5 protein-coding genes are annotated in these 5,814 nt (G+C 61.7%); all 5 read right to left on the bottom strand.

What is annotated here, in order from left to right; translation table 11 throughout:
• Positions 1 to 260 precede the first annotated feature (260 nt).
• Genes B4968_RS15695 through acsA form a run of 5 tightly spaced genes read right to left on the bottom strand, consistent with a single transcriptional unit; the run spans position 261 to position 5,480 of the window.
• Positions 261 to 506, bottom strand: a complete 246-nt coding sequence (locus tag B4968_RS15695) for an acyl carrier protein (protein WP_083100410.1) — start codon at positions 504 to 506, stop codon at positions 261 to 263.
• Entirely contained in the window at positions 503 to 763 is a 261-nt protein-coding gene (locus B4968_RS25300; RefSeq protein WP_277620954.1) for a 2-oxo acid dehydrogenase subunit E2, read from the bottom strand. Before B4968_RS25300 ends, B4968_RS15695 begins: the two co-directional genes overlap by 4 nt.
• A complete protein-coding gene (locus B4968_RS15690; protein ID WP_277620953.1) occupies positions 714 to 1,736 on the bottom strand; it encodes a 2-oxo acid dehydrogenase subunit E2 in 1,023 nt (340 codons plus the stop codon). Before B4968_RS15690 ends, B4968_RS25300 begins: the two co-directional genes overlap by 50 nt.
• Positions 1,737 to 1,740: 4 nt before the next feature.
• Complete coding sequence (gene pdhA / locus B4968_RS15685) at positions 1,741 to 3,741, bottom strand: pyruvate dehydrogenase (acetyl-transferring) E1 component subunit alpha (RefSeq protein WP_083100409.1); 2,001 nt, start codon at positions 3,739 to 3,741, stop codon at positions 1,741 to 1,743.
• On the bottom strand, positions 3,738 to 5,480 hold the full coding sequence (gene acsA, locus B4968_RS15680) for an acetate--CoA ligase (RefSeq protein ID WP_083100408.1): 1,743 nt from the start codon (positions 5,478 to 5,480) through the stop codon (positions 3,738 to 3,740). Before acsA ends, pdhA begins: the two co-directional genes overlap by 4 nt.
• Positions 5,481 to 5,814: the final 334 nt, after the last annotated feature.

Here is a 5,814-nt window from a genome sequence, read left to right as displayed (position 1 = left end):
TAGCTGCCCGGTAAATCGTGTCGCGGGAGCAGCCTATAGCTGGTAATAAAGAGGCCCTGGACTGTCTGGGTGGCTTTGACGATCAGGACGTGGCCGCCATCAGAGGTTTCCCGAATGAAAATAAGATTCTGTGCGCTGTCCTGACTTCGCGGGATCGCTTCATAAACCGTAGCTTGGACTTTCGCATATCGGCGCGCGTAGAGCTATGACTAGGCCAAGTAACGACGTTAGGATTGGATAGTTTCTTGCGCGGACGGGCGTCAGCCGATCCGCCCTTTCAGATATGCGATGGCAAGCGTCAGAGTGGCAATTTTCGGATAGTCTATTTCGGGAATATCGACGCCAAGCCGTTTGTGAAGCGCTGAGACCAGGTTCAGGAAATCCATCGAGTCGAGTTCCAGATCGTCTTGCAGGTGATCGCCGTCGCCGACATCGCTCGGGGCGATGTCCGGGGCGACTTTGGTCAGTTCTTCCAGAAAAGCTTGGCGGATGTCAGCGTCGGTCATAAGGCCTCCGGGGTTTGCAATGCCGTGTCGATTGCGGCCAGAAATTTGGCACCGCGACGGCCATCGCTGACACGGTGGTCGGCGGACAGCGTAACGGTGACGGTCATGCGCGGGGCGATGGTATCGCCCGTGATCCATGGTCGGGCCACCGGTGCGCCAAAGCCGACAATGGCGACCTGCGGTGGGTAGATTACGGCCGCCATCGCATCAGCACCGGTATCGCCCATCGCCGAGATGGTGATCGTGCCATCGGTCATTTCCGACGAGCGCAGCCGCCCGCTGCGGGCGCGCGCGACCAGATCCCGCATCTTGGGTCATGAGACCGTCGAGCGGCAGGGTTTCGGCATCGTGCAACGCAGGCGCCACCAGCCCGCCACCCCGCAATGCGATGGCCACGCCAACGTGAACTGCCTGAGCGGGGTGAAAACCGTCGGCATCGTAGTGACCATTCATCTGCGTAACTTGCGCTGCGGCGAGGGCTGAGGCCTTGACGAACAATGCGCCCATCAAGAGACGCGCGTCTGGCGCGCGTTTTGAATTGGTTGCGGCAAGCCAGTCAGCGGCGGCTTGCAGATCGATGGTCTGGGTCAGGTAGTAATGCGGGATCTCGCGTTTCGAACGGGCCATGGCGTTGGCGATGGCCCTGCGCATCGCGGCCATGTCGAGCCCCGCCTTCGTGCTGGCCTGCACCGGAGCCTTACCCTGCGGCGCATGATCTGCGGCCTCGACATCCGCCAAGAGAACCGCGCCGCCGGGACCTGTGCCAATGAGGGTTGCAAGATTGATCCCGCGCTCAGCGGCAAGCTTGCGCGCGGCAGGAGAAGACGGAGGTGTTTCGCCAGCGCCCGACGCGTCGGGTGGCTGCACTGGTACTGCCGCCGGGCGCTGGCAAGTGATCGGCGGCGGCAAATTGTCCGGCATTTGTGGTTGAGCTGCCGCCACCGCCTGGGCCGCAAGTTGCGCGGCAGGCCTACCCGAAGCGGGCGCAACTTCGCCGGGTGCGCGGATCGTGGCCATACGGGCGCCCACGGGAAGCGTCACCCCAAGCTCTGCGTCGAGAGTTTCGACAATCCCCTCCTCAAAGCACTCGATCTCGATTGCGCCCTTCTGGGTTTCGACCACCGCGACCACATCGCCGCGTGTAACGGTGTCGCCCGGTTTGATCATCCACTCGACGAGGGTGCCTGCGTCCATGTCGGCGCCGAGCGAGGGCATGGCGAAAACGGCCATCGGATCACCCCTTGCCCATCGCCGCACGCGCGGCGGCAACGATGGCGTCGACCTGCGGGATCGCCGCCTGTTCCAGATGGGCGGCGTAGGGGATCGGGACTTCGACCGAACAGACCCGGCCGACCGGGGCATCCAGCCGCCAGAAGGTGCCTTCGGTGATCCGTGCGGACACCTCGGCCGCGAGCGACCCGGTGCGCCACCCCTCATCAACCACCACCGCACGGCGGGTCCGCGCGACCGAGGCAAGGATGGTTTCTTCGTCAAGCGGCCGCAATATGCGCATGTCGATCACCTCTGCCTCGATTCCCTCTTTGGCCAGCTCCTCTGCCGCAGCCAGGGTCTTGAACAGCGTTCCACCATAGGTGATCAGCGACACGTCCCTACCCGGACGACGGATTGCGGCCTTATCGATATCGACCGCGCCTGCGGTCTCGGCGATCTGTCCGGTCATGTTGTAAAGCATGACATTCTCGAAGATCAGTACAGGGTCGGGATCTTCGAGGGCAGTCAGCAACATGCCGCGCGCATCCTCCAGCGTCGCGGGCGCCAGCACCCTGAGGCCCGGAATATGCGCGTACCACCCTTCCAGTGAATGCGAATGCTGCGCGGCCAATTGTTTGCCCGCCCCCGTCGCCATACGGATCACGACCGGGCAGCCGAACTGCCCACCCGACATGTGCCGGATTGTGGCGGCCGTGTTCAGGATCTGATCCAGCGCCAGCATCGAGAAATTGACGGTCATAAGTTCTACAATGGGCCGCATGCCCGCCGCGGCTGCGCCAATCCCTGCGCCGGTAAAACCCGATTCAGACAGCGGTGTGTCCCGGATTCGGGTCTCGCCAAATCCGGCCACCACCCCTTGGGAGACCGCGTAGCACCCGCCATAGGCGCCAACATCCTCGCCCATCAGGAAAACGCGGTCGTCTTTGGTCATCGCCTCGCGGATCGCCTGTTTGACCGCCTCGCGGTAGGTCATCTCTATCCTTTCGCCCGCAGGCTCGGGTGCGGCAGGGACAACTGCGCGCCGTTCGGACATGACATGTTTTGTCAGCGTCCCGACCGGCTCCCAGGCACCTGCTTCGGCAAAGGCCACGGCCTCGGCGATCTCGGCGTCGATTTCGGCGGTCATTGTGATGATATCCGCCTCGTGGATCAGGCCGTTTTCCAGCAACCACCCCTGGAACCGCAGGATCGGGCCCTTTGCACGCCATTCGGCAATTTCGGCCTTGTCGCGATAAAGCTGCGCGTCAAACATCGAATGCGGGCGGAACCGGTAGGTGCGCGCCTCCAGCAGATACGGGCGCCCGTCTTCCCTGATCTTTGCAACCGCGCGGCGGGCAGCGGCTTCTACCGCGACCACATCCATACCATCGACAACTTCGCTTTCGATGCCATAGGCCGCGGCCTTGGCGTGAATGTCGGTCTGAGATTCCGTGCGCGCAAGCGCGGAGCCCATTGCATAGCCGTTGTTCTCGCAAACCCAGAGGACCGGCAGATCCCAAAGCTCGGTCAGGTTCATCGCCTCGTGGAACTCGCCCTCGGCCACAGCCCCTTCACCAAAGAAGCAGGCGGTGACGTTCTTGTCATCCTGCATCCGGTCCGCCAGACCCAGCCCTGCCGCCAGCGGCAGACCGCCGCCGACAATCGCATTCCCTCCGTAGAAATTGCTTGCCGCGTCGAACAGATGCATCGAGCCACCACGTCCACCGGAACAGCCATTGGCCTTACCATACATCTCGGCCAGAATTGGCCCCATCGCGACGCCACGCGCCAGAGCGTGGCCATGTTCGCGGTAGGTGGCGACCACGCGGTCCGCCGCTTCCAGCACCGGGATCACGCCCATCGCGACCGCTTCCTCGCCATCGTAGAGATGCAGGAAACCGCGGATCTTCTCGCGCGTGTACAGTTCGGCGCATTTGTCCTCGAAACGGCGGATGCGGATCATGCCCCGCAAGAGGTCCTGAACATGGGCCCGGCTCAGATGTGGCTTTGTTTCAGTTGTCATGTCTCGTCCGCCTCCAGCGTGGAAATATCCCCTTCGGGCAGGCCAAGTTCACGGGCCTTGAGAAGACGGCGCATGATCTTGCCGGACCGTGTCTTGGGCAGTTGCTTGCGAAAGACGATTTCGCGCGGCGCGACCGCTGCGCCCAGTCGTTTGCGTGCAAGGCCCCGGATCTGCCGTTCCAGCGTCTCGGACGGCTCGAAACCGGGGTCCAGGGCGACATAGGCCTTCCCCACGTCGCCCGCTGTTTCATCGGGGATGCCGATCACGGCGGCCTCGGCGATTGCGTCATGCTCAATCAGCGCGCTTTCCACTTCGCACGGTCCAATCAGATGGCCGGAGGATTTGATCAGGTCATCGGCGCGACCGACAAACCAGAAGTATCCCTGCTTGTCCTGCATGGCGAGGTCGCCCGACAGATACCAGCCGCCGACAAAGCATTTGTCATAGCGGGCCTGCTCGTTGAGATAGGCACGCATCATCGACGGCCAACCGGGACGCAGCGCCAACTCTCCGATCTCACCCGGCTTGCATTCGCGCACATCACCGTCTTGTTCATGCACGATCCCGGCCTCGACACCCGGCAAGGGCTTGCCCATCGAGCCGGGATGGATGTCCATTTCGGCGGTATTGGCGATCATGATGCCACCGGTTTCTGTCTGCCACCAATTGTCGTGAAACGGCCTGCCGAATACGTCTTGTCCCCAGAGCACCGCTTCGGGGTTCAACGGTTCACCAACGCTGGCGAGAAACCTCAACTTTGTGAAATCATAGTTCTTTGCGGCAGCCTTGCCCGCCCGCATCAACATGCGGATCGCGGTGGGCGCAGTATACCAAACCTGCACGCCTTCGTCCTGCAAGATGGTGCACCAACGCTCCAGATCGAATTCCGCCTCGTTGACGATCATCGTCACCCGGTTCACCAAGGGCGCAATGATGCCGTAGGACGTGCCCGTGACCCAGCCGGGATCCGCCGTGCACCAGTAGATATCACCAGGCTTCAGATCGAGTGCAAAGCGTCCGGTCGCGGCATGGGCCACAACCGCGCCATGCACATGGACTGCGCCTTTGGGCTTACCAGTGGTCCCAGAGGTGAAATGGATCAACGCCATATCATCAGGCGTGGTCTTTACTGTGTCAAAAGTATGGGCGGCGGCATCCATGGCGGGGCGCAAGGCCACACAGTTCTCGGCCACAGCGCCATCGCCTAGGGTCAGCACCAGTTTCAATGACCCAAGCTCATTGCGCCAGGACGCGACTTTCTTGCGATACAGCGCATCTGTAGTGACGAGAACATTGCCCTCGCCGATCTCCATCCGCGACCTGATCGGTTCGGGGCCGAATGCGGCAAACAGCGGGGTGAATGTCATGCCCGCCTTCAGCGTCCCAAGAGCCGCGGCATAAAGCTCGGGCACCCGCCCCAGCAAGGCGAAGACACGGGCACCGGGCTTCAACCCATGCTCGGACAACACGTTAGCAAAGCGTGCCGCTTCTGCGGCAAGCTTTGAATAGGGGATGTCGCGCCGCTCACCGTCCTTGCTGAACCAGCGGATCGCGATCTGATCGCCATCCCCGGCAGCGACATGGCGATCAATCGCCTCGTGCGCGATATTCAGCCCACCGCCGGGCAGTCCGTCCAACAACTTGCGCGCTTCGTCCCAGCCAAACTGTGCCCGCACAGTTTTTGTTAGGTTTGCGGCGGCGCTTGTTGGATCGTCCTTTCGTATTGTCGGCCAATTCATGAAGACACTCCCATTCGGTGAGCTTATCTTTTCCGGGAAAATGCCAACTTGACTTAAATCAACAGCATCCGGCGCGGGAGCAAGCCGCGCGTGAGGCAATGATCATCACCTCAATTGCCCCTTTCCCGCCTCCTTGGGCCAAACCGACGCCCATGCCCCCAATGATCAGAGTAGACTCCGCTCCCTATGTGCCGGAATGTACAGTTTTCTCACATGGCTGACGAGGAGAGCCGTCATGAGAGCGGATCGCGCAGGGGATCGCTCCGACCGGAACCGCGCGTAGTGTGAACGGCAACTTTGGGCTAATTTTGTTGAAAAACTCTTCTTGATTTGG

The organism is Pseudophaeobacter leonis (assembly GCF_002087335.1).
GTDB classification, from domain to species: domain Bacteria; phylum Pseudomonadota; class Alphaproteobacteria; order Rhodobacterales; family Rhodobacteraceae; genus Pseudophaeobacter; species Pseudophaeobacter leonis.
Note: the sequence above shows the minus strand (reverse complement) of the source record. Positions and strands in the feature narration are given on the sequence as shown.